Source organism: Streptomyces sp. NPDC002838 (assembly GCF_040295365.1).
Lineage (GTDB): Bacteria > Actinomycetota > Actinomycetes > Streptomycetales > Streptomycetaceae > Streptomyces.
In genome coordinates, this window is sequence record NZ_JBEOVF010000038.1 from 81,909 (window position 1) to 105,102 (window position 23,194).

At 69.2% G+C, this 23,194-nt stretch carries 14 protein-coding genes; 2 read left to right on the forward strand and 12 right to left on the reverse strand.

What is annotated here, in order from left to right:
- Positions 1 to 76: 76 nt before the first annotated feature.
- Positions 77 to 1,183 carry a glutamate 5-kinase gene (gene proB / locus ABT063_RS36485; RefSeq protein WP_351064566.1) on the reverse strand — a complete coding sequence of 369 codons (1,107 nt, stop codon included), beginning with the start codon at positions 1,181 to 1,183 and terminating at the stop codon, positions 77 to 79.
- 213 nt (positions 1,184 to 1,396) lie between these two features.
- Here proB and ABT063_RS36490 point away from each other — a divergent pair, with 213 nt between their 5' ends.
- Together ABT063_RS36490 and ABT063_RS36495 are read left to right on the forward strand one after the other, a co-directional pair.
- Entirely contained in the window at positions 1,397 to 2,821 is a 1,425-nt protein-coding gene (locus ABT063_RS36490; RefSeq protein ID WP_351064547.1) for a polysaccharide pyruvyl transferase family protein, read from the forward strand.
- Between the two features lie 205 nt (positions 2,822 to 3,026).
- On the forward strand, positions 3,027 to 5,018 hold the full coding sequence (locus tag ABT063_RS36495; RefSeq protein WP_351064568.1) for a CDP-glycerol glycerophosphotransferase family protein: 1,992 nt from the start codon (positions 3,027 to 3,029) through the stop codon (positions 5,016 to 5,018).
- Positions 5,019 to 5,024: 6 nt separating this feature from the next.
- On the opposite strand, the gene ABT063_RS36500 is transcribed toward ABT063_RS36495, so the two are convergent.
- The 11 genes from ABT063_RS36500 to ABT063_RS36550 all read right to left on the reverse strand — a co-directional run bounded on the left by ABT063_RS36500 (position 5,025) and on the right by ABT063_RS36550 (position 23,007).
- A complete protein-coding gene (locus tag ABT063_RS36500; RefSeq protein WP_351064548.1) occupies positions 5,025 to 6,233 on the reverse strand; it encodes a glycosyltransferase family 2 protein in 1,209 nt (402 codons plus the stop codon).
- Between the two features lie 215 nt (positions 6,234 to 6,448).
- Positions 6,449 to 8,530: a CDP-glycerol glycerophosphotransferase family protein gene (locus ABT063_RS36505; RefSeq protein ID WP_351064570.1), complete on the reverse strand. Its 2,082-nt coding sequence runs from the start codon at positions 8,528 to 8,530 to the stop codon at positions 6,449 to 6,451.
- Between the two features lie 189 nt (positions 8,531 to 8,719).
- The gene (locus tag ABT063_RS36510) at positions 8,720 to 10,219 is read right to left on the reverse strand and encodes a D-ribitol-5-phosphate cytidylyltransferase (RefSeq protein WP_351064549.1); all 1,500 of its coding nucleotides are present in this window, start codon (positions 10,217 to 10,219) and stop codon (positions 8,720 to 8,722) included.
- 242 nt (positions 10,220 to 10,461) lie between these two features.
- Positions 10,462 to 10,689, reverse strand: coding sequence for a hypothetical protein (locus tag ABT063_RS36515; RefSeq protein ID WP_351064550.1), 228 nt, complete (start codon positions 10,687 to 10,689; stop codon positions 10,462 to 10,464).
- A 36-nt stretch (positions 10,690 to 10,725) separates the two neighbouring features.
- The gene (locus ABT063_RS36520) at positions 10,726 to 11,043 is read right to left on the reverse strand and encodes a hypothetical protein (RefSeq protein ID WP_351064552.1); all 318 of its coding nucleotides are present in this window, start codon (positions 11,041 to 11,043) and stop codon (positions 10,726 to 10,728) included.
- Positions 11,044 to 11,420: 377 nt separating this feature from the next.
- On the reverse strand, positions 11,421 to 12,971 hold the full coding sequence (locus ABT063_RS36525) for an alkaline phosphatase D family protein (protein ID WP_351064553.1): 1,551 nt from the start codon (positions 12,969 to 12,971) through the stop codon (positions 11,421 to 11,423).
- Positions 12,972 to 13,287: 316 nt separating this feature from the next.
- Positions 13,288 to 14,724, reverse strand: a complete 1,437-nt coding sequence (obgE, locus tag ABT063_RS36530; protein ID WP_351064555.1) for a GTPase ObgE — start codon at positions 14,722 to 14,724, stop codon at positions 13,288 to 13,290.
- Between the two features lie 104 nt (positions 14,725 to 14,828).
- Positions 14,829 to 15,083: a 50S ribosomal protein L27 gene (rpmA, locus tag ABT063_RS36535; protein ID WP_351064556.1), complete on the reverse strand. Its 255-nt coding sequence runs from the start codon at positions 15,081 to 15,083 to the stop codon at positions 14,829 to 14,831.
- Positions 15,084 to 15,097: 14 nt separating this feature from the next.
- Complete coding sequence (gene rplU / locus ABT063_RS36540) at positions 15,098 to 15,418, reverse strand: 50S ribosomal protein L21 (RefSeq protein ID WP_004931419.1); 321 nt, start codon at positions 15,416 to 15,418, stop codon at positions 15,098 to 15,100.
- 282 nt (positions 15,419 to 15,700) lie between these two features.
- Positions 15,701 to 16,102, reverse strand: a complete 402-nt coding sequence (locus ABT063_RS36545; RefSeq protein WP_351064558.1) for a hypothetical protein — start codon at positions 16,100 to 16,102, stop codon at positions 15,701 to 15,703.
- Positions 16,102 to 23,007 carry a polymorphic toxin-type HINT domain-containing protein gene (locus ABT063_RS36550; RefSeq protein WP_351064560.1) on the reverse strand — a complete coding sequence of 2,302 codons (6,906 nt, stop codon included), beginning with the start codon at positions 23,005 to 23,007 and terminating at the stop codon, positions 16,102 to 16,104. Before ABT063_RS36550 ends, ABT063_RS36545 begins: the two co-directional genes overlap by 1 nt.
- Between the last annotated feature and the right edge of the window lie 187 nt (positions 23,008 to 23,194).

Here is a 23,194-nt window from a genome sequence, read left to right on the forward strand (position 1 = left end):
CCACCTCAGGGCGACGACCGTGTCGGGGCGTTCACCCCGTTTTCGGGTGTCCCGGACCGGGCCGGGCCGCGGGCCTTCAGGGGTGCAGGATCACCAGATCGTCGCGGTGCACGACCTCGCGTTCGTACGCCGGGCCGAGCTCGCGGGCCAGTTCCCGGGTCGAGCGGCCGATCAGCCGCGGGATCTCCTTGGCGTCGAAGTTGACCAGCCCGCGGGCCACCGCGTGCCCCTCGCCGTCGCGCAGTTCGACCGGGTCGCCCGCGACGAACTCGCCCTCGACGGAGGCGATTCCGGCCGGCAGCAGCGACTTGCGGCGCTGCACGACCGCGTGCACCGCGCCGTCGTCCAGCGTCAGCGAGCCCTGCGGGGTGGACGCGTGCTGGAGCCACAGCAGCCGGTCGGCGGACCGCTTGCCGGCGGGGTGGAAGTAGGTGCCGGTGTCCTTGCCGGACAGCGCGTCGGCCGCGTGGACGGCGCTGGTCAGCACCACGGGGATGCCGGCGGCGGCCGCGATCCGGGCCGCCTCGACCTTGGTGACCATGCCGCCGGTGCCGACGCCGGCCTTCCCGGCGCTGCCGATGTCCACACCGGAGAGGTCGGCGGGCTCCCGCACCTGAGCGATCCGCGAGGTGCCCGGCTTGCTGGGGTCGCCGTCGTACACGCCGTCCACGTCGGACAGCAGGACGAGCAGGTCGGCGTGGACGAGGTGGGCGACGAGGGCGGCGAGGCGGTCGTTGTCGCCGAAGCGGATCTCGTCGGTGGCGACGGTGTCGTTCTCGTTGACGATCGGGCAGGCGCCCATCGCCAGCAGCTTGTCGAGGGTGCGGGAGGCGTTGCGGTGGTGGGCGCGGCGGCTCATGTCGTCGGAGGTCAGCAGCACCTGGCCGACCCGGACGCCGTAGCGCGCGAAGGAGGCGGTGTAGCGGGCCACGAGCAGGCCCTGGCCGACGCTGGCGGCGGCCTGCTGGCGGGCGAGGTCCCTGGGGCGGCGGCGCAGGCCCAGCGGTGCGAGCCCGGCCGCGATGGCGCCGGAGGAGACCAGCACGATCTCCTTCTCGCCGCCGCTGCGGCTCTTGGCGAGGACGTCGACGAGCGCGTCGACGCGGTCGGCGTCCAGACCGCCCGAGGCGGTCGTCAGCGACGAGGAACCCACTTTGACGACGATCCTGCGGGCCTCGCGCACGGCCTGCCTTACCCCTGCCACCTTGGTCTTCCGTCCCCTCGCGTCACTCGGGCCACCCCGTCCGCAATCTACGCGACGGGGGTCCGGCGGCGCGCGTCGGTTTCAGTCCCCGGACACCAGGAGGTGACTCGCTGCTCACGCTTCGCATACGGCAAAAAGGTTGTACTGGTTGCTTATAGAAATCAAAGTCTGGCAAAACTTAAGTTGAAGGATGTGTCACAGAATGTTCACCGCGCGAAGCGGATTCTCCTCAGATCGGGGAAGAGCCCCTACGACGTCGTTCCCGTCGAGGAAGCCCTCCACCGGGATGTCATCGCCACCAACTCCGGCAACCTGATCTTCAGTGACGCCGCCCACAAGATCCTCGAGACTCCGCGCGCGGAGGTGGTCTCGAACGGCATTCGGACCGACGTGGCCGCGGCGGGGCGGATCAACGAGCAGTACGACGCCTTCGTGGTGCCGCTGGCCAATGCCTTCCGGCCGTCGTTCGAGCCGCAGCTGAAGCGGCTGACACGGCTGATCGGCAAGCTGCGGATCCCGGTCGTGGTGCTCGGGGTCGGCGCGCAGGCCGGGCTGGACTACAACCCGGCGCGGCTGAAGCCCATGGAGCCGGCCGTGCGCGAGTTCGTCTCCGCGGTGCTCGACCGCAGCGCCTCGATCGGGGTGCGGGGCGAGTTCACCGAGAGGTACCTGAAGGACATGGGCTTCAGGGACGTCGAGGTGATCGGCTGCCCGTCTCTGTTCCTGTACGGAAAGGAACTCGCCGTACACAAGCGGGCGCCGGGGCTGACCGCCGCGTCCCGGATCGCGGTCAACGGCTCGCACAACGCGGTGCAGAAGCAGGGCCTGGACCGGATCATCCGCCGTACCCACGAGCGCTACCCGCATCTGCGCTTCATCGGCCAGAACCTCAGTGACGCACGGCAGCTGCACTGGCGGGACCTGTCGGACCCGAACGGCCGGGTGACGGCGATGCCGACGCACCCCGACCACCCGATGTACCGGGAGGGCAAGGCCCGGGTCTACATCGACCCCGTCACCTGGATCGACGATCTGCGCGGCTTCGACTTCTCCTTCGGCTCGCGCATCCACGGCAACATCGCGGCGCTGCTGGCGGGCACGCCCGCGACCGTGCTGTGCGGCGACTCGCGGACGCTGGAGCTGTGCCGCTACTTCGACATCCCGCACCGACTGATCGACGGGCTGTCCGAGAACCCCGAGGACAGCGACCCGGCGCGGCTGTACGAGGAGGCCGACTTCACCGGGCTGATCAGCGGTCACCACGAGCGCTTCGAGCGGTTCACCGCGTTCCTGGACAAGAACGGTCTGGAGAACACCTTCACGCACGGCGACGGCGGCGCGGCCTTCGAGCAGCGCATGGGGTCGCTGGCCTTCCCGGCCGGCATCCGCCCCTGGAACGACACCGACCTCATCTCCCTCACCACGCGGTTCGGCTGGCTGTACAGCCGTATCGACGAACTGTCCAAGGACAACACGAAGCTGAAGCGGGAGCTGGCGCGGGTGAAGTCCGACGCCAAGGCACCGGCCGCGCCAGTGCCGTCGGCGTCCGTGTACCGCCGGGCGCGGCGGATCGTGGGGCGGCCGATCCGGAAGGTGATTCAGTCGGGGCGGGGGTAGCGCTCGAGACGCCCTAACCCCCGCAGTCACTCCAACTCCCTGGACACGTGCGTGTCGTCCGGTGGTCGGCGTGCGTTAACCCGGACGCACGACGTCCTGCGCCGACCTTGGAGTGACCGCAGTGCCTGTTCCCCTCCCCCTCCGGCAGACCTTGGTCAGGGCGCTCGTCGCGGCCGTTCTCGCGGCCGCGTTCGCCGTCCAGGCCATGGCGGCCCTTCGCCCGCACGTCCCGTCGCTGCTGGCCGCGACGGTCGCCTCGCTGGCCGTCGAGGGTGTCCTGTACCGGTGGCAGCGCAGCATGGTGTCGCTGTTCGCCAAGTCGCACGCCGATCTCAGCGTGCGGCACGTGCTGCGCGACCTGCTGCTGGTCGTGGGCCTGCTGCGACTGGGCGGCCAGGACCGGGAGACGGCGTACGCCCCGCTCGTCGTCGGGCTGCTCGTCTTCTACGCGCTGCACTGCGCGATCCAGGCGGTCTCGGTCCTGGTCCGCCGCACCCGCACCCTGCCGGTCGTCACCCGGAACATCGACGCCTCCGCGCTGCGCCTGTCCCCCGCCCCACCCCTCCTGCTGCGCCGCCCCGGCCACCGCCTGCTGGTCTTCGGTCTGCCCGCCACGGCAGGACTGCTGGCCACGGCGGCCACCGACGAGCCCGGCTGCGCGGCCTTCGGGATCGCCGTGTCCCTCGGGCTGGCGCTGAAGGGCCTGTACGACCTTCTCGTACGGCTGCTGCCGAGCCGTCGTCCGGCGAGCGAGCAGGAGGTACTGGACTGGCTCGACGCGTGGCTCGCCGAGTACAAGCCCACCGTCGGCCTGTACTTCTCCGGCGGCGCGTCGTCGGCGTACCAGGCGAACATGTGGCTGGAGCCGCTCGCGAACGTGGACGGACGGCCGCTGATCGTGCTGCGCGAGCGCTTCATGGTGCAGAAGATCGCGGCGACCGACATTCCCGTCCTGTGCCTGCCGAAGGTCTCCACCCTGATGCGCCTGGAGCACTCCACGCTCCAGGCCCTGATCCACCCCTCGAACTCCGGCAAGACCTCCCAGGTGCTGCGCATCCCCACGATCAAGCACACCTTCGTCAACCACGGCGAGAGCGACAAGCTGTCGTCCTGCAACCCGTACGCGAAGGCCTACGACGAGGTGTGGGTGGCAGGGCCCGCGGCGCGCGAGCGGTACGCGGCGGCCGAGGTCGGCGTCGAGGACAAGGACGTGGTGGAGATCGGCCGCCCGCAGCTGGATGCCGTACGGCCGTACGCGGGCCCGCCGACCGGGCCCCGCGGCGGAGCCGCTGATGGACACGTCGCCACGGTCCTGTACGCGCCGACCTGGGAGGGCTGGGACGGCAACCCCGGCAACACCTCGGTGATCGAGGCCGGCGAGAACCTCGTACGGGCGTTGCTGGCGGATCCCGGCGTACGGCTGCTGTACAAGCCGCATCCGCTGACGGGTTCCGTCGATCCCCGGGCGGGGGCGGCGGACCTCAGGATCCGGGAGCTGGTCCGGGCGGCGAACCGGGAGCGGACCGGTGAGCGACCCGCCCCTGACGGCGAACTCGCCCTCCGAGCAGGCGAATTGGACCGGCTCACCACGGCCGACTACCGCACCGCTGCCGACCAGGTCGAACGGATGCTGTCGCAGTCGGCGCCCGAGCCGGGGCGGGCCGAGGCGGTGGCACGGGCCACGGCCGCCTGGGAGGAGGCGTACTGGGCCTCGCTGCCGGAGTGGGAGCACCAGGTGGTCACGGACGTCCGGCCCACGCTGTACGCCTGCTTCAACCGGGCCGATCTGCTGATCAGCGATGTGTCGAGCGTGGTCAGCGACTTCCTGGCGAGCGGCAAGCCCTATGCGGTGGCCAACACCAGCGGGCTGACGGAGGAGGTGTTCCGCGAGACCTTCCCGACGGTGCGCGCGGCGACCGTACTGGCGCCGGACGCGGCGGGAGTGCCCCGGTTGCTGGACGCCGTACGGAATCCGGAGCGCGACGAACTGGCCGAGGCGCGCGCCGAGTTGAAGCGGCACCTGCTGGGACCGGACGAACCGGCGTCGCAGGAGCGCTTCAACGAGGCGGTACGGGCGCTGTGTTCGGCGGCGCGGGAGCACCGGGCGCGGATGGCGGAGCGGCTCGCGGCGGAGTTCCCCGGGCAGCGGGGGCCCGTGGAGGAAGTGCCTGAGCTGGACCCCACCGCGGAGACCTGATCCGGGTCAGGCCGCCGTGCGCATGTCGCGTGAGGGCAGGATGCGGCGGGCCTTGCGGACCGCCCGCTGCATGAACGAGTCGAGCGGGTCGTCGCGGTAGCCCGGGAAGACGCGGGCCTCGCGTGCGTCGGCGAGGTAGACGGAGTCCGGTATGCCCGCCTTGCGGTTACGGAAGTGGGGGTAGACGAGGTAGAGGCGGCGGCCCTTCTTCTCCATGAGGGCCGGGGCCTGCTTCTTGGCCTTGACGAACTTCACCACGTCGAGGAGGAGGTCGGGCCGCTCGGCGGCCACCAGGTGCAGTCGCAGGCGCTCGTGGACCTTGAGGCGGCGGGCGACGCCCTCGTGCCAGTACGCCCTCATCAGCGGCTTCGCCAGTTCGAACTTGTGCCGCCGGACCTCTTCGCTGTCCGTGGCGTACTTGGGGCCGAACTGCGGGAGCAGCGTGACCAGGAACGGGCGGACCATGAGCACGTCACGCTTGGGGCCCGCGGGGAGCATGTCCGCGATCAGTTTCATCAGGGCGCGCGCGGAGTCGAAGCGCAGGGCGTAGCTGCCGCTCTTGGTCACGTGCTTGCCGTCGTCGCGGCCCACCAGGTAGTAGCAGGTGTGGTCGGCGACCACGGAGACGCCGTCGGCCCGCAGGTAGGCCTCCATCGTGAACAGCGCGTCCTCGCCGGTGAACAGGGACTCGTCGAAGCGCATGCCGTGCCGGTCAAGGAGCTCGCGGCGAAAAAGCTTCTGCGCGCTCAGCGTGAACTTGATGTTGGAGGAGAAGACGTCGGTGCGCCCGACGGTCTTGCCCCACATCGACTTCGGCGCGCTGCGGTTGACGCCCTCGACCTTGCCGAGGACGACGTCCGTGCCGTGCTCGTCGGCCATGGCGACCATGCGCTGAAGGGCCTCGGGGCCGAGCCGGTCGTCGGCGTCGAGGAAGAAGACGTAACGCCCCGCGGCCTTGCCGAGGCCGACGTTGCGCGGGCCGCTGGGGCCGCCGGAGTTCTCCTGCCGGATCACCGTCACCGGCATGGCCGCGCGGGCCGCGAACTCCTCCAGGTACTCCCCTGTCCCGTCCGTCGAACCGTCGTCGACGGCGAGGACCTCGATGCGCTTCGGGTCGATGGTCTGTGCCTCCACGGATGCCAGGCACTCGACCAGATACGGCATCGCTTCGTACGCCCCGATGATCACAGTCACATCAGGCTGCGCAACGGTCACTCTTGTCCCCTTGTCACGGAAATATTCCCCCGTATCGCCTCATGGCAACCTCCTAGACGGATGACCGGGGAAATCGGTTGCTCGCCTCTCGTCATTTCGTGACCCAGTTCACATGGCGAACGGACAGGAATCGACAGCGGCGGACAACAGGCGTACGCAAAAGGGCCCGGTCCTCGAGGACCACCCTCGAGGACCGGGCCCTGTGGCCAGAGCTGTCAGCCCGCGGTCACGCCGTCCGCCTCGCCGGCCGCCGACGCCCGCTGCCCGGGCACCGCGTTCGCCAGTTCCGCCTCGGCCTCCGCCGTGCCGGCCGCGGCCCGTTCCTGGCCGACGTTGCGCGTCTCGGCCTTGAGCGCCAGGTTCGTCACCGCGGTGTTGAACTGCTCGATGGACGTCGGCTCGTCCGGGCCCAGCAGGTACCGCTTGAGCTCACCGCGGTCCTCGGCCAGCGGGTCGGACGCGGGATCGCGTACGGCGTCCAGCAGGCCGCCCAGCTCGGCCGCGCTGTTGGACAGGATCACCGCGGCCCGCACGGCGGTGTTCTGCCGCTTGAACTCCTCCACACCGAGCTCGGCGGAGTCGGTGACGGCGTACGGCTTGCCGCTCGCGATGAAGTCGGAGACCACGCTGGAGATGTCGGAGACCATCGCGTCCGAGACGTTGAAGCAGTCGTACAGGCGCGGCTCGGCGCCCGTGATGACGCGGTGCTCGTAGGAGGGGAAGGAACGCCAGTAGGCGTCGTTCCACTCGGCGCGCAGCCGGGCGATCTCCTGGTGCTTCTCGACGTCGACCAGTCCGTCGCGGGTGGCCTCGGCCTCGTCGCCCTTCTCGGTGCCACCGCCGGACAGCTCGGCGAGGCGGGCCTCGATGCGGGCCAGCTCTTCATTGGCACGGTCCTGGGCGGCGGTGTCGGCCGTGAACCGGGAGTCGGTGGCGCGCTCGGCGGCGGCCTTCCGCACCAGGGCGGTGATGCGCTGGTGGGCGGCCTTGGCCTGCGGGCTGCGGGTGCCGGTGAAGGGGTGCGGCTTGTACAGGACGCGGACCGGCGGATCGGCCTTGACCAGCCTCTTCACGATGTTCTCGCCGGCCAGCAGGATCGAGGTGTTGCCCGGGTTGTCGTCCCAGCCCTCCCAGGTGGGGGCGTACAGCACCGTCGGCGTGCGGCCGTCCGGAACGCCCTGCCGGGTCTGGATCGGCGCCAGCTGCGGGCGGCCGACCTCGACGATGTCGTCGTCACGGACGCCGACGTCGGCGATGGCGTAACGGTCGCGGCCCGCGCGACCGGCGGTCCACACCTCGTCGTAGACCTTGCTGAACGGGTTGACGCTGGCCAGCTTGTCGCTGTCGCCGTGGCCGATGAAGACGTGCTTCATGGTGGGCACGCGCAGCATGTGGATGTTCTTGCCGACGTTCGCCGCGTACAGCGTGACGCGCACCGTGGACAGGTCCATGTTCATCAGGTGCACCCCTCCGGGCACGCAGATGACGGGGACCGTGGTGGGCGCCAGGTTCGCCAGGATGACCCGCTCGCGCAGGATGATCAGTGGCCTGGAGTCCAGCTGCTCCATGGTCTCCAGCCACATGTTGACCTGGTACGCGGAGTCCTTGGAGCCGGAGAAGTACAGCACCGTCTCGGGCTGGTACTCGCGCAGCCACTCGTCGACCGCGTCCAGCACCTTCTCGGCGTTCGGCGGGGTCTTGTGACCGCGGACGTACGGGACGAGCTTGAGGACGTACCCGGTGCTCAGGCCGAGGGTGATGCCGATGCCGTAGAAGCCGAACGCGGCCGAGTCCATGGCGGCGGAGACGAGGATGCCGGCCACGGCCGCGAGGTCGAGGTGGAGCATCTTCTCGGCGGAGCGGTGCAGCAGCCTCTTCGGCGGGGCGTCCGGGATGCGGATGCGCGAGGCCAGGTCGACGTTGCGGGTGGCGACCGGCATACGGCGGCGGTTGCGGATCAGGGTGACCAGGGCGCCGTGCGGGGCCTGGAGGCCGTAGAAGGCGATGAAGCAGGCGATCGCGCCGTAGTAGATCAGGTTGTCCGCGAGGGACAGCCGGGCCAGCAGCAGGATCAGCAGCAGCTGCCGGATCAGGAAGCGGATCGACAGGCCGGCCCGTACCTTGCTGAGGCGGTTGATCAGATAGCTGCCCTTGCGGTGCAGATAGTGGTCCGCCAGGTACGTCACGGCGGCCGCGGCGGCGAAGGCGGGAACGCTCGGGACGAGCGCGGCCAGCATGAGTGCCGGGAAGCCCAGCATCATGAGAGCCGCCGCGGCCAGCTCGGCCGCGCTGCCCACCCGGGCGACGCGAATAGCGGTGGATATCACGGAGAACCTGCTCTGGGAGGGGTGCCGGTTGTAAAAGCCGAGAACGTCCGGAAAGCGAATGGTGAAGGCTCCGGGGAAAGTACGGATTCAGGCCCCTGCGAACACTCCCCGAACGGGAAGCCACAGAGGCCTGAATGGCAGACGACTATTTGCTGTTGATTATGCCACGCCGTCCTGGCGGTCCAGGACGGAGGCCAGCGCATGCTCGAAGCCGGAGGCCTTCCCGGCGGCCGCCGTCGGGTCCTGCTGGCGGACGTCGATGACGTGCCCGGTCAGCTCGGACAGCAGCACGTCGAGCGAGGTGCGGGCCACGGCCTCGGAGGAGAGCAGGCTGCCCGAGGGCTCCTGGCCGAAGGCCTTGGTGCGCATCGGGGTGGCGGTGCGCTCCGGGTTGATGCAGTTGACGCGGATGTCGTCGCCCGCCCACTCGTCGGACAGGGCCTGGGTGAGGTTCACCATGGCGGCCTTGGTCGAGGAGTAGAGGCTGTACTCGGCACGGCCGCGGGTGTAGCTGCTGGAGGTGTACAGCAGCAACTGCCCCTTGGTCTCGGCCAGGTACTTGTAGGAGGAGCGCGCGATCTGCACCGGGGCCAGGTAGTTGACCTTCAGCGCTTCCTCGATGGTCGCGTTGTCGGTCTCGGCCAGCTTGCCGATGCGCAGCACGCCCGCGGTGTTGACGACGTAGTCGATGCGCCCGGTCTCGGCGTACGCCTTGGACAGCGCGTCGTCGACCTCCTCCGGGTTCTCGACGTGGGTGCCGGTGGTGGAGCGGCCCAGCGCGTACACCTTGGCGCCGTAGGACTCGGCGAGTTCGGCGATGTCCTTGCCGATGCCGTAACTGCCGCCGAAGACGACGACCGTCTTTCCGGTCAGCAGCTCGCGGTAGGCCTCCTCGGAGACCTGCTCGGGCGCGGCGGTCGAGGCCAGCTGGAACAGCTTGTCGGCGATGAAGACGTCGACGGGCTGGGTGACCTTCATGTTGTACTCGTCGCCCGCGACGACGTGGATCGGCACGTCCGGCAGGTACTTGAGTACGACGGTGCAGTCGTCCGTGGCCTGGAAGTTGGGGTCGCCGGCGGCGACCTCGTAGGCGCGGCGGATGGTGGACAGCTTGAAGGCCTGCGGGGTCTGGCCGCGGCGCAGCCGGGAGCGGTCCGGGATCTCGGTGATGAACTCGCCGTCCTCGCCGTGCGTGCGCGTGACGATGATGGTGTCCGCGGACGGGATGGCGACGTCGACGGCCTGGTAGCGCTCCAGCGCGGCGACGCAGTCGTCGATGACGCGCTGCGACAGCAGGGGGCGTACGGCGTCGTGGAACAGGACGTTGACGTCCTCGCCCTCGGCCAGCCCCTCACCCAGGGCGTCGATGGCGCGCTCGGTGGTCTCGTTCCGGGTGGAGCCACCCTCGATGATCTTCTTGACCTTCTGGAACCCGGCCTTGGCGACGATCTTCTCGATGTCGGGCACGTAGCCCGGCGCCATCAGCACGATGATGTCGTCGATCGAGTCGGCCTTCTCGAAGGTGGTCAGGGTGTGCTCGATGACTGCCTTGCCGGCGATCTTCAGCAGCTGCTTGGGGATCGACAGACCCACCCGCTGGCCGGTACCACCGGCCAGGATCACTGCGGTGGTACGGGGCTTGGCTATGTGCTGTGACACAGGTGACCTACCTTGGGGCGACAGGGAACTTGGAAATGGTCCCACTTCGGGTAACCGCAGTGCAAGGTGAGCGACCGTCGCCGCATATGTGCGCGCAACCTGTCATTCACCTTGGACTGCTGGTGATTGGCGAACCGTTCCGTCGACGGCGTCACCGGCCCGTGAAAATGCTGTGAGTAAGTCCACAGCTCAGCGCTGTCGCAGCCGTCGCAACCGCTTCAGACCGCACTGCCCGAGCACCTTCACCAGTTCCTTCGACGTGGTCTGGTGAACCGTACGCGCCTGGCCGGCGCGGTGTGCCCGACCGGCGCCGCCGCGGCCGCCGCGAGCAGTCCGTACAGGGCCTGAGCGGCCGCCTCGGGTGTGATGCGCGGCTCGCCGGCCGTCCGCTTCGGCGGTTTCGGTACGGCGGACAGGAGCGCCGGATCACCGGGTACGCGCACGCCCGTCGCCCCGATCCGCCGCGCCATCTCCGCACCGATTTCGGCGGCGGCCTCTACGGCCCATTACGGCGTGCCGATCTTCACTTCTTCGGAACCTGAGGTACACGTGTTCTTCATGTGCATTACGGCGCCGTATCGGACAAGTTGTGAATGGAGCTCGTCCGGGAGGCCATTGCCACGGAATTCCACATTAAGATTCCGCAGCATTTCGGTCTCGGCGAGGGTGGGGGAACGATTCGCCGTGTCCGGGACCGGCTGGAGGAGATTCCCCGGCAGTCCGAGGAGTTGCTCGAAGGTGCGCAGCAGACCGCCCCGGTCGCGGTCGTCGACCACGAAGACGGTGCCCCGTTCCGGGCCGACCGCCCGGGCCCAGCGCTGCACCAGGCTGCCACTGCGAGGGCATGATCTTCGCCAGCGGGCGCAGGGTGACCACGCGTGCACGCGGTCGCACGGGGCGGGCGCAGGCGGCCAGGACGGCTTCAATCGGGTGCCTGGTGGCGGCCGGGAAGACGACGCCGTGCTCGGCCATCGCGTCCTTCGCCGCGAACGGCGCGCCCTGGATCGCGGTCGTGCCGGTCTTGTGCGGGCCGATGTGCGGCAGTCGGGTGCCGGTGGGGAGCGGGGCGATCCCGCCGTTCACCGGACGGTCGTGTGTCCTGCGGTCCGTCTCCATGGTGAGGGGGCGGTAAGAGGACCTCCTGAGACTGCGCTGAGAGAGGCCTGGGACACGGGTGAGTCCCAGGCCTCAGCAGTTGTCGTCAGACGAGCCGGACGCCCGGTCGGCCCGCGTCCATCCGCAGCTTGGCCAGCGTGCTCGGCGTCGACTTGGGCTGACGGACCGTGTCGACCACCCTCACCCGCGCGTCGATGCCGTCGCGGCGGATGTCGAGGAGGTGGTAGCCGCGGTGCGCGTCGAGCAGCTTCCAGTGCGGGTTGTCCGCCATCCGCGGGTCCCACTCCTTGCGGAAGGCCGCCTGGTCCTGGTCGCCGTTGCTGGAGATGGAGGTGCCGACGAACTCGGCGCCGACGACGGCGGAGTCGGGGTTGGCGAAGTCCTCCTTCAGGTCGCTGATCATCGTCAGGTGCCGGTCGCCGGTGAGCACGACCGGGTTGCTGACGCGCTTGAACTCCTTCAGGAACTGGTTGCGTTCGACCTGGTAGCCGTCCCAGGCGTCGTAGAACCAGAGCTTGCCCTCGCCGACCTGCAGATCGGTCTCGGCCATCATGATCTGCGAGGCGATCAGATTCCAGCGGGCGGGCGAGTCGCGCAGCCCGTTCAGCAGCCACTTCTTCTGGTCGGCGCCGAGCATCGTCAGCTTCGGGTCCTGGGCGCCGGCCTGGCTGGTCGCCTGGTCGCTGCGGAACTGCCGGGTGTCCAGCACGTTCAGCCGGGCCAGGCGGCCGAACTCCAGGCGGCGGTACATCCGGATGTGCGGTCCGTTCGGTACGGCCGTCGCGCGCACCGGCATGTGCTCGTAGTACGCCTGGTAGGCCGCGGTCAGCCGAGCCACGAACGCGGCGTGCGTCTGCTTGTCCGGGTCCTGCGGGATCTCGCCGGCGAAGTCGTTGTCCACCTCGTGGTCGTCGAAGGTGACCACGAAGGGCGCGTTCGCGTGCATGGTGGCGAGGTCGGGGTCGGTGCGGTACTGGGCGTACCGGTTGCGGTACTGGGCCAGGCTGAACGGCTCCCCGGTGCCCTCGTGCCGCCGTACGCCCGTCGCCGACGGCGTCGACTCGTAGATGTAGTCGCCGACGAACAGCACGATGTCGGGATCCTGGGCCAGCATGTCGGCGTACGGTGTGAAGTAGCCGTGCTGCCAGTTCTGGCAGGAGGCGAGTGCGACCTTCAGGTTGCCGCCGGAGCTGGACCAGGAGGGCGCGGTGCGGGTGCGGCCGGTCCGGGAGAGCTGGCGGCCGGCGCGGAAGCGGTACCAGTACGTACGGCCCGGGCGCAGGCCCCGTACATCCACGTGAACGCTGTGCCCGTACTCGGGCCGGGCCTGGGCGGTGCCCCGGCGGACGACCCTTCTGAACTTGGCGTCCTCGGCGAGCTCCCACCGCACCGCGACCGCGCGGTCGGGCATGCCGCCGCCGTTCAGCGGGTCCGGTGCGAGCCGCGTCCACAGCACGATGCCGTCCGGCAGCGGGTCACCGGACGCGACACCGAGCTTGAACACGCCGTCGGGCAGCGGGGGTTCGGCTGCTCGGGCGGTGCTCGGCAGCCACAGCTGGGCGGAGGCCGTGGCGCCGAGCACGGCGGCTCCGGCGGTCAGAAAACGGCGTCGGTCGGGCGATACTGCTCCCGTCATCGGGCGAACTCCCTTGCCTCGCTGGCCTCTTGGACACTGCGAAGCTCACCCGCCGGGCGGTCCGCCCGCTGAACACACACCTGCGCGTGCATGACAGATAGGGAGACAACAGAAGACCCGTTGCGACACGGGAACCACACGGTGAACGCGAGTTGGTCGCAACGGGTCTTACGGGGTGTCAGTTGACAGAGGTGGGAGTGCTGTTCAGTGGGCGAACCGCGAGCCGAAGCGGTCGCCCGGAACGGCCAGAACGGTTAAAGCGGCCGGAACGGCCAGACGGGTTGGAACGGCTGGAAGGGCCGGGCCGCTGGACCGGTCAGAACGGCTCGAAGTCGTCGAACTCCTGTGTCGCCTCGTCCCGCTCCGCCTGCCGGTCCCGGCGACGCTGGGCCGCGGGGCGCGGGGCCTCGAAGCGGTGGTCCTCGCCACGGCGGCCCAGCATCTCGGCGCCGGTCATCATCGACGGCTCCCAGTCGAAGACGACCGCGTTCTCCTCGGGCCCGATGGCGACGCCGTCGCCCGACCGGGCGCCCGCCTTCATCAACTCCTCTTCCACACCGAGGCGGTTGAGACGGTCGGCCAGGTATCCCACGGCCTCGTCGTTGTTGAAGTCGGTCTGCCGCACCCAGCGTTCGGGCTTCTCGCCCCGCACCCGGAACAGCCCGTCCTCCTCGCGCGAGACGGTGAAGCCCGCGTCGTCCACGGCCTTGGGCCGGATGACGATCCGCGTGGCCTCTTCCTTGGGCTTCGCGGCCCGCGCCTTGGCGACCAGGTCGGCGAGCGCGAACGACAGCTCCTTGAGCCCGATGTGCGCGACGGCGGACACCTCGAAGACCCGGTACCCGCGAGCCTCCAGATCCGGCCGGACCATCTCCGCCAGATCCTTGCCGTCCGGTACGTCGATCTTGTTCAGGACGACGATGCGGGGACGGTTGTCGAGGCCGCCGTACTCGCGCAGCTCGGCCTCGATGACGTCGAGGTCGGAGACGGGGTCGCGGTCGGACTCCAGGGTGGCGGTGTCGAGGACGTGCACGAGCACGCTGCACCGCTCCACGTGGCGCAGGAACTCCAGGCCGAGGCCCTTGCCCTGGCTGGCGCCGGGGATGAGTCCCGGCACGTCTGCGATGGTGTAGACGGTGGACCCGGCGGTCACGACACCCAGGTTCGGGACGAGGGTGGTGAAGGGGTAGTCCGCGATCTTCGGCTTGGCGGCGCTCAGCACGGAGATGAGGGACGACTTGCCGGCGCTCGGATAGCCGACCAGCGCCACGTCGGCGACGGTCTTCAGCTCCAGGACGATGTCGTGCAGATCCCCCGGCTCGCCGAGCAGCGCGAACCCGGGCGCCTTGCGTCGCGCGGACGCCAGCGCCGCGTTGCCGAGCCCGCCCCGGCCGCCCTGCGCGGCGACGTACGACGTGCCGTGCCCGACCATGTCGGCGAGCACATTGCCCGCCCTGTCCAGCACGACCGTGCCGTCCGGCACCGGCAGGACCAGGTCCTGGCCGTCCTTGCCGGAGCGGTTGCCGCCCTCGCCGGGCTTGCCGTTGGTGGCCTTGCGGTGCGGGGAGTGGTGGTAGTCGAGCAGCGTGGTCACGGACTGGTCGACGGTGAGGATCACATCGCCGCCGCGCCCGCCGTTGCCGCCGTCCGGGCCGCCCAGCGGCTTGAACTTCTCACGGTGGACGGAGGCACAGCCGTGACCTCCGTTACCCGCGGCGACGTGCAGCTCGACGCGGTCCACGAAGGTGGTCATGGGTTGTGCCTCCAGTTACGTACGGGAATGTCTTCTGATCAACACGCGAAAGGCGGACCCGCTTCCCGTGAGGGAAGTGAGGTCCGCCTCGCGAAAGCTTCCGATCAGGCGACCGGAACGATGTTCACGACCTTGCGGCCACGGCTGGTGCCGAACTCCACCGCACCGGCCTGCAGCGCGAACAGCGTGTCGTCGCCGCCGCGGCCGACGCCGGAGCCCGGGTGGAAGTGGGTGCCGCGCTGGCGGACCAGGATCTCACCCGCGTTGACGACCTGACCGCCGAAGCGCTTCACGCCGAGCCGCTGGGCATTGGAGTCGCGACCGTTCCGGGTGGACGATGCGCCCTTCTTGTGTGCCATTTCTCCTCAGTCCCTTACTTCGCGGCCGCGGGGATCTCAGTGACCTTGATCGCCGTGTACTGCTGGCGGTGGCCCTGACGACGGCGGTAGCCGGTCTTGTTCTTGTAGCGCAGAATGTCGATCTTCTGGCCCTTGTGGTGGTCCACGACCTCGGCCTGGACCTTGATGCCGGCCAGCACCCACGGGTCGCTGGTCACAGCGTCGCCGTCGACAACGAGCAGGGTCGAGAGCTCGACCGTGTCGCCAACCTTGGCGGTGGAAATCTTGTCAACCTCAACGATGTCGCCGACAGCAACCTTGTGCTGGCGACCACCGCTGCGCACGATGGCGTACACGCGGATCTCACTCTCTCGCTCGGGAACGGCACCCCCGCAGTCCAGCCGCCCGGCAACAGACACGGACGGCCTCTCCCAGCCACCGAGGTACCGGGAGGAAGAGGTTTACGGGGATGTGGCACGTCAGTCGACACGCCGACGGTCAAGGTTACGGGGCCCGGCTTGAGGGGTCAAACCGGAGCGGGCGACGCCGACCAGCGCCGGCTCCGCCCTCTGCGCCACGGCGGCCCCACCGGAGACGTGTCCGGTGGGGCCGCCGCTCAGGAGACGCAGGGCCGGCTGTCAGCCGCGGTCGAGGATTTCGTCACCCGCCGCCTTGACGGCGGCGAGCGTTTCGTCGTCCACGACGAGCGGCGCCGCGAGCGTTTCGACCCACTGGCGCAGCTCCGCCTCCGACAGGTCCCGCCACTGCGGATGCAGGGCGGCCCGCCTGGCCACGAGGGGCCAGCGGTGAGGGTGCTCGGCGAGCCGATACCAGTCGGCCTGCGCGTTCGCCTTCCCCGGAGTCGAACTCGCCCGCAGTCCCGAGATCAGGCCGTCCCGAAGGTGATGGAGCGCCGTCGCGTACACCGGACTGCCATTGAGCAGCGCCGAGTCGTCGGCGAGCTCGAACTTCAGCTCGATGCCGGCGCGGAGCAAAGCTTCCACCTCGGCAAGGCTGTCGAACTCGACGCGTGCGGACATCAGAACGGATTCCTTCCGTGGAAGAGGACGTTCGCAGCCGGAATCTTCAGTGATCCTCTGGTGATCAACTCGTTCGGTTGCGACCCCGGACGAAGCTCGACCCCCTGTGGCATCCGGAAGGCGAACACGAAGTCGGCCTTTCCGCGATACATCGGGTTGCCGATGAAGATGTTCTGTTCGATCTGCGCCGGACCGCCGATCTCCTGCGTCACGTGGACCTTGCCCGCGGAGTTGGCACCGATCTTGAGGCTGCCGTCCTCGGCCATGATTCCGGCGTGGCCCTCCTCGCTCGTGTAGTGGAAGTACACGTCGTCATCGAGGTTCTCGACGACGTTGTCGACGTCGTGGGTCTCCTCGTTGCCGCAGTTGTGCACGAGCAGAGGCGTCGTACCGGCCGACACATAGTACGTGTGGACGTCCTCGACCGTCAGGTCGTGCGTGCGCTGGCGCTTGTCGAAGGCGCGGACGGCCGTGAGTTCGACCGAGTCGCCGTCGGCGGTGTGCAGGCGCATGCCCGGCTTGAGGTAACCGGCCTCGATCCACGCCTGCTCGGAGTCCGACCAGAAGGGGTGGGTCGTGGTGGAGACCAGGGACTCGGTCTGGCCGGACCTGCCCTTGATCGTCAGGTCGACGAAGTGCTTGTCGTCCTCGGTGACGATCGTGCCGACGACCTCACGAACCGTCGTCTTCCCCGTCACCGGGTCGGTGACGGTGATGCTGTCGCCGAGCTTCACCTGCTCGATCGGCTTGGTCTTGCCGTTGGCGAGCAGCACCTTCGTGCCCGGCAGGAAGCTGTGCTTCCCCTTGACGGGGCAGGAGCCGCCCTCCTCGTTCTTCTTCCGTTTCTTGAGGGTCTCGGCCGCCTTCTTCTTGGCGTCCTTCAACTTGTTGGAGGCCTTGGCGAGCCCGGCTCTCGCCTTGCCCACCGCCTTGTTGGCCTTCCACAGGTCCTTGGCCCCGCCGATCAGGTCCCCGACCAGGCCGGTGACCCGCTTGGCGAGTTTCAGGCCCTTGGACCAGTTCCACGGGGCGCCGTACTTGGCGAGGATCTTGCCCGCCAGGCCGCCCGCGAAGCTGCCGGCGACGTTGAGCAAGGTCTCACCGCAGGCACCGACGTCACCAGTGGAGATGCAGTCCAGGGCCGCGTCCACGCCCAGGATGTCCCGGACGATCTTGACGAGGGCCTTGCCCGCGGACTTGATGCGCTGCTTGGCCGCGGACTGCTGTCCTTGGGCCTGCGTGACGTTCCAGGACGCCTGGTCCTTTTCGGACTCCGCCTTCTCTACGTCCGTCTTCGGGAAGTAGGGCTGGCCTCCGCGACACTCGATCAGACCCTCCCGGCACTCCGGGATGATCATGCCGCTGGGGTCGGCGTGCGTGACGGGTGAGTTGTTCGCGTAGGTGTAGCCGTTGATCTGCTGCGGCTGGGTCGGGTCGATGACCGGATCGACCGAGATGAACTTGCCGATCACCGCGTCGTACTCGCGCGCCCCCAGGTGGGTCAGGCCGGTCGAGGCGTCGATGGTGCCGCCGACGTAGCCCTTCTCACCCGGCCAGGTGCCGGTCTTCGCACCTCGCTCGACACCGAAGGGGTCGAAGCGGCGCTGGCTGATCGCGCCGGTCGCGGCGTCGATCGCCACCTCGCCCGTGCCGTGGTGGTCGGACGCGATGAAGGACACCTTACTCGCGGTACGGACCGCGACAGTCTGTCCGGCGTACTCGTAGTAGCGGGTGGCCTCCTTCTTCGTGCCGTCGGCCGACAGCTTCAGCTCGGTGCCGGGCAGGTACACGGTCGTGCCCGACGTGTCCTTGCGCACCAGGCGGTTGCCGGAGGCGTCGTACACGTAGCTGGTCTTCGAGCCGTTCGCCTCGGTGACCTCGCTGACCTTCCCCCCGTCGTTCCAGAGCAGGGACTGGGCGTTGCCGCCGATGGTCCGCTTGGTGGTGTTGCCCGCGTCGTCGTACTCGTACGTCGACTGCCGGTCACCGGTCGGGGTCTTCTCAACGATCTTGGTGACCTGGTGCGGCCCGTCACCGAGGGCGCCCGCGGCGCCGTACTCGTAGGTACGGGTGATGTTCTTCGCAGCGTCGAGGCCGGTGTCGTGAACGGTCTCCGTGACACGGTTGCCGATGGCGTCGGTCTCGTACGACTTCCAGTACGGGGCCGGGCCGTCCAGGGCGCTCGAACCGGCCGCGGAGTCACAGGCAGCCGGTCCGGTGCCGTCCACCGGGGTGGTGGAGCCACGGGTGCCGGTGCCGGCCGCGGTCGTCGCGGTGGCCGCCGGGGTCCAGGCGTCCTTCAGCCGCTGGCGGCTGTCGTAGGCGAAGCACTGGACGTCCGGTGAGGCGGAGTTCGCGGTGTCCGCGATGGACAGGACGTTCCCGGCCTGGTCGTAGGAGTACCGGGAGTCCTTGGCCGGGGCGGTCGCGCCGTAGACGTCGACCACCGAGCGGGTCAGGCGGTCGGTGCCCTTCTCGTAGTTGTAGGTCTGCCAGACCTTCTTGCCGCTGCCCGTGGACAGCTCCAGCTGCTGCACGAGGCTCTTGCCGGAGTAGACGGTGTTGGTGACGTACGAGGTGGTGCCCGTCATCGTCATCGGACGCTGCAGATTGTCGTACGTGAAGGTCAGGACCTCCGCCGGCAGGTCGCCGATGGCGGGCAGACCGGTGCTCTGGACCGTGCCGTCCCGGTTGTAGGAGGAGCTGAAGACGTACGTGCCGGCCAAGGAGCCCTGCGAGGCAGGAACCTGGTAGGCGGTCTTCAGGGGACGGTAGAACTCGTCCATCGATTGGACGGCCGTGGCGAAGTACTCCGTCGCGGAGACGTAGCTGAGGTGGCCGTACGCCTGGCCCAGCCAGCCCGCCTTGTCGTACTTGATCTCGCTCAGCTTGGTGCCGGTGTCGGCGTCGCCTTGCCAGGTGGTGAGGACGCGGCCGAGCTTGTCGTAGACCATGGTGGTCTTCTTGTTCCGCCCGTCGTACGTCACGACCGGCCGGTCAAGCTCGTCGTACTCCGTGCGCGAGGTTCCCGAGTCGGGGTCCACCGCCTTGGTCTTGCGGCCCAGCCGGTCGTACTCGTACCGCCAGACGTTGTTCTTGGCGTCGGTGACCGTCTCGAGCAGGCCGGCCGTGGTGTACGTGTACTTCGTCGAGTCGTACGGCACACCCGCGGCGGGCGAGGCGCCACGGTAGTGGCGGATCTCGGAGACGTTGCCCTGGCCATCGGTGATGGTCGTGGTGGGCACGCCGCCGGTCGGCGGGTCGACGTGGGTCAGCTCGCCGTCGTAGGTCGTCGTGCTCCGCCATTGCTCCGCGCCGCCGACCGCGAGGATCTGGGCGGTGGTGCGGCCCAGGCCGTCGTACTGGAACAGGCTCTGCTGGCCGACCTGGCCGTTGCTCACGAGCAGCAGCTCGTCCGATGCGGTTCCGGAGGCGTTGTAGGTCGCGTTGGTCTTCCTGATGTTGCCCGTGCCGTCGTACCAGGTGTCGGCGACCATACGGGTGCCGTCCGCACCCTCGGTCTGGATCTGGCGCGGCCTGAGCAGGGAGTCGTAGAGCTGGTACTCGGCGCCGTAGGAGCCGTCGTTCTCGATCTTCTCGGTCTTGATCGAGGTGACCTTGTCCTTGCGGACGTTGTACGAGTACTTGATGCTCGGCGTCTGGGTCGAGGTCCGGTCCGCCAGCCACACCGAGGTCAGACGGCCGAGCGCGTCGTACGCGAGGTCCGTCCGCTTGCCGTTGGGGTCGGTCTGGCCCTTGGACATGCCCCAGGCGGGCTCGTAGTCCGTGGTGGTGACGTGACCGGCGGCGTTGGTGACGGTGGCCTTCGTCAACAGGCCGTTGGTCTCGGTGTAGGCGGTCTTCGTCTCCTGCGTCGTGCCCTGCTGCTTGGCGTCCTTCTGGGACAGCGGACGGCCGAAGGCGTCGTAGGTCGTGGTACCGGTGACCTGGTACGTCGCCGTGGTGCCGTTGTGCGACGTCATGCGCTCGGTCTTCGTGGAGTCACCCTTGGTCGGGGCCGCTCCAAATGCGCCGCCGTCGTAGGAGACGCGCTCGTCCGCGAGGACCTGGGTCCTGCGGTCGGGTGTGGTCGCGCACTTCACGGACACGGACTCACTGCGCGCGGGCAGCGCCAGGAGGTTCTTCGCCGTGTTGTCCGCGTACGTGGTGCGGGTGCAGGTGTCGTCCTTGGTGGTGGAGACGTCACCCTGGTCGTCGACCGTCAGCACGCGGCCGGTGCCGTTCGACGTGTCGTACGTGGTGGTGGACTTCGTCTCCAGCCAGGTCCCGTCGGACTGCAGGTTGAAGCCGCGGCCGGTCTGGGAGCGCACGATCACAGCGTGGGTGGTGCCCCAGGTCCGGGTCTGGGTGGCCGTGTAGTGCTTCCACGGGGTCTGGACGGACTTGGAGACCAGCTTGGCGCCGTCGTACGTGGCGACCTCCAGCTGGTGTCCCGTGAACTCCTCCGAGTCCGTGTACGACGCCCCGGTGGAGTCCTTGACCGTCACCGAGCGCGCGTTGCCCGCCGGGTCCTTGTCCCCGTCCATGCCCTGCATGAACGTGTAGTCGACGCGGGTCTTCTGGACGTCAGCCGTGCCGCTGGTGACCTTGACCTTGCCGTAGCCCTGCCAGCCGCCCCAGGTGAGGTACTTGGCGTCGGTGATGCCGTCCGGCTTCGCCTTACGCCAGGCCGCGTCGCCCTGGTAGTCGTAGCGGGTGACCATGCCGTCGTTGCCGCCGGTGCGGTCGGTCTCGATGACCGCCGACACGACGTACTTGTGGAACCAGTCGGTGATCGGCTCCAGGTAGCCCGGCGGGGCCCACTTGACCGGGTAGCAGCGCTTGGTCGACTCGCCCGGCTTGGGGAGGGTCGCCTTGGTGCAGTCGGTGGGGGCGTAGTTGACGTCGAGCTGGGCGCCGGTCTCGCTGAGGACCATCGACAGACGGAAGCGGTGGAAGGGCGCGATGTTGTCGCCGATCGCGTCGACGCGGTTGGCGAGCGTCTCGCCGAACAGGTCGACGGAGGGCAGCTTCACGGCGGTGCCGGCGCGGCCCTCGTGCTCGATCTTCGACAGCCACAGGGTCTTGGAGTCGTCGCCGTTGTCCGTGAACAGGTGCGTCAGCCTCCAGGCGTCCACGTCCTGGTAGTTGGTGGCGTCCTTGCGCATCTGGGTGACGACCGACGTCAGCCGCTTGGTGGTGAAGAACGTCTGGACGGGCGAGGTGCACTTGGTGCCCGACTTGCACTCCTGGTCGACCGGGACGTCCGGCCAGTGGGCGGCGTTGGCCTTGGTGCGCTTGCTCTCCGCGCAGTCGAAGTCGGCGGTGGGCAGGCAGCGCTCGGCGGTGTTGAAGACGATCCGGGCCGGGGCCTTGGCCGCGTAGACCTTGGTGTCCTGCTGGCCGTAGTCGATGCGCTTCAGCCAGCCGCCGCGGTGGTACGCGGTGCCGTTGACGTCCGTCTTCCCGTTCAGCGCGTAGTAGTTGGTCTCGCGCTCGTAGAAGTAGGACATCACGTTGCCGTGCGTGTCCTTGACGTAGTCCAGGCTCCAGCGCCAGGCCTGCTGGCAGTGCGCGCTGGTGAAGGTGGCGTTGTAGCAGGGCTCGCCGGAGTCGTCACCGAAGACGGGGGCCGTCCAGACGGAGTTGGTCTCCTCGTTGCCCGTGGCCCAGCCCGGCAGGCGGTTCAGGCCGAAGTAGTACTCCGTGCCGTCCGAGGTGGTGATCCGCCAGTGCTCGCCCTTGTCGTCGGCGCCGCCGTTGTCGCCGTTGGTGGCGCCGGTCAGCCGCTCGACCTTGCTGCCGTCGTCGGACGACATGTGCCACTTGCCGGTGGTGTCGTCCTTGACCAGCTCACCGGCCGAGCCGTTGAGCATGACCGTGGCGTTCTCGAACGCCCAGCACTGCTCGCCGGAGTTGTCGTGGCCGTCCTCGGAGCAGGGCTTGTAGCGGCGCTCGATGTAACCGGCGTCGTAGGAGAAGCCCTCACCGATCCAGGAGCCCTGGTTGTTGGTGGCGGAGGTGCGGCCGTCCGCCGACTGGGAGGAGTAGCCGAGACCGACGGTCGGCGTCAGGCCGCCCGGGGTCGGAACGGACCGGAAGGGATAGTTCCAGTTGAACGCGCCGGAGGAGGTGGCGACGCTCCAGCTGGACGAGGGGGCCAGGGCCGTCGCCTTGTAGGTGCCCTGGGCGCTGGACGGGCCGGCCGCGACGGCGACCAGCGAGGTCGCCTCCGCCGCCATGGTGGAGACACCCTCGGCCGGAGCCGGGGCGGCGGTCACGTCGGCGGAGACGGTGCCCGTCTTCCTGTCGTTGACCGTGGGCAGCACCTTGGGCTGCTCGGGACACTCCTTGCTGCCCGGCACCGCGACGGTGGCGCACGCGGGGAGCTGCACCAGCTGCAGGCGGGAGGCGTAGGAGCCGCCGAAGCCCTCGGCGAATTCCGAGTAGTCGACGGTCAGCCGGACCTTCGCGGCCCGCTCGGAGCCGTCCGCGCGCTCGACGCCGAGGAGGACGCCGGCGCCGAGCTGCGCGGCTCGCTTCGGGTCGAGGACGTCGACGCGGACCTTGTCGGCGGTCTGCGCGGCCTTGACCTTGGCCTTGGCCTTGCCGACCTTGACCGGCAGGCCGCCCGCTTCCGCGGTGGCCCCCAGCTTCACCTCGGCGCCGCCCTGCTCGGGCCACACCGCCTTGTCGAGCCCCTTGACCGCGGCCTTGCGCGCCGGGTCGGAGGGGCGGGACTTGGCTTTCGCGGCGGATCCCTTGGCGGGATCGCCGTCGTCCTGGACGCCGGGGCGGCTGGTGCGGCCCCGGTCGCCGTCGTCGAGCACCACTGCCTGGACCGACGACGCCGACAGTGCGAGCGAAAGCCCGATCACCGTCGCGACGACCGTCTGTCTGGGCATGCGGCTGCTCAGTGAGCGGCCACGGAAGAGCATCGGACAACTCCCTGATCGGAGGAGAACGTCATGGCGTCATGGGAAAGAAGGGGTGTGGGGGGGGGGGGGGGGGCCCGCCCACCCCCGAAGTTAAAAAGGGGGGCGTGAAGGGGGGCGGCGGGAGCCCCCCCCACGGCAGGACCCCCCGCAGGGG

Bases quoted from the DNA above. Each gene is read 5' to 3' on its own strand.
- ABT063_RS36495 (WP_351064568.1), top strand. From the start codon at position 3,027: ATGGCGGCCCTTCGCCCGCACGTCCCGTCGCTGCTGGCCGCGACGGTC.
- ABT063_RS36515 (WP_351064550.1), bottom strand. From the start codon at position 10,689: ATGGCGCGGCGGATCGGGGCGACGGGCGTGCGCGTACCCGGTGATCCG.
- ABT063_RS36525 (WP_351064553.1), bottom strand. From the start codon at position 12,971: ATGACGGGAGCAGTATCGCCCGACCGACGCCGTTTTCTGACCGCCGGA.
- obgE (WP_351064555.1), bottom strand. From the start codon at position 14,724: ATGACCACCTTCGTGGACCGCGTCGAGCTGCACGTCGCCGCGGGTAAC.
- rpmA (WP_351064556.1), bottom strand. From the start codon at position 15,083: ATGGCACACAAGAAGGGCGCATCGTCCACCCGGAACGGTCGCGACTCC.
- ABT063_RS36545 (WP_351064558.1), bottom strand. From the start codon at position 16,102: ATGTCCGCACGCGTCGAGTTCGACAGCCTTGCCGAGGTGGAAGCTTTG.
- ABT063_RS36550 (WP_351064560.1), bottom strand. From the start codon at position 23,007: ATGCCCAGACAGACGGTCGTCGCGACGGTGATCGGGCTTTCGCTCGCA.